Source organism: Micromonospora arborensis, from assembly GCF_003205615.1.
Lineage (GTDB): Bacteria > Actinomycetota > Actinomycetes > Mycobacteriales > Micromonosporaceae > Micromonospora > Micromonospora arborensis.
In genome coordinates this window covers 5988-6596 of the sequence record NZ_PYBV01000054.1, presented here as the reverse complement: position 1 = coordinate 6596, position 609 = coordinate 5988, and the positions used below count along the sequence as shown (strand labels likewise).

Below are 609 nucleotides of genomic sequence, written 5' to 3'. Positions count from 1 at the left end.
TGGCGAGGGCCCTTCGCTGCACCGGCGGCGATCGGACCTGGCGTGATGGTGCGGCCTGCCGACCCGCGTGACACCATCCAGTGATGGAATCGCATGAGGTGGCGGAGTTGTTCGACCAGGCGGTGGAGCAACTCCGTCGCGTCGTCGAGGCGGGCACCTCAGACGACCTCGACGACGGAGCCGGCCTGCTGCGCCGCGCCGCCGACTCGGGCGCGGAGGCCGTCGGGCTCGCTGTCGGCAAACTCTCGGATCCCGACCGTGTGGTTCGCGCGGCGGCCTGCGACCTGCTCGGCGTGACGAGCAGCCTGCACATGGACGTGTGCGAAGAGGTGGCGACCGCCCTGATTCTGTTCGCGGCGGACGAGTCCGACCCGGAAGTGCACTGGTCGATCGCGCGGGCCCTCGGCGACACCTTCGACGCCCGAGCCCTGCCGACCCTGGTGGCCCTCGCGGGCAGCCCCGACGTTGACGTGCGTGTCCGGGTCGCGGTCGCAGTGCCAGCGGTGCTCGATGATCCTCCCGCGGCGGCCGGCGAGGCGGTGTTGATCGACCTGTGCGCCGACTCCGATCCGCAGGTCCGGGAGTGGGCCACCTTCGGCCTCGGCTGGG

1 protein-coding gene is annotated in these 609 nt (G+C 71.9%); it reads left to right on the top strand.

Annotated elements, in window-relative coordinates:
- Positions 1-83: 83 nt before the first annotated feature.
- Positions 84-609 (top strand): HEAT repeat domain-containing protein (locus C7C45_RS30425; RefSeq protein WP_208641467.1); only part of this gene is annotated, 526 nt, incomplete at its 3' end.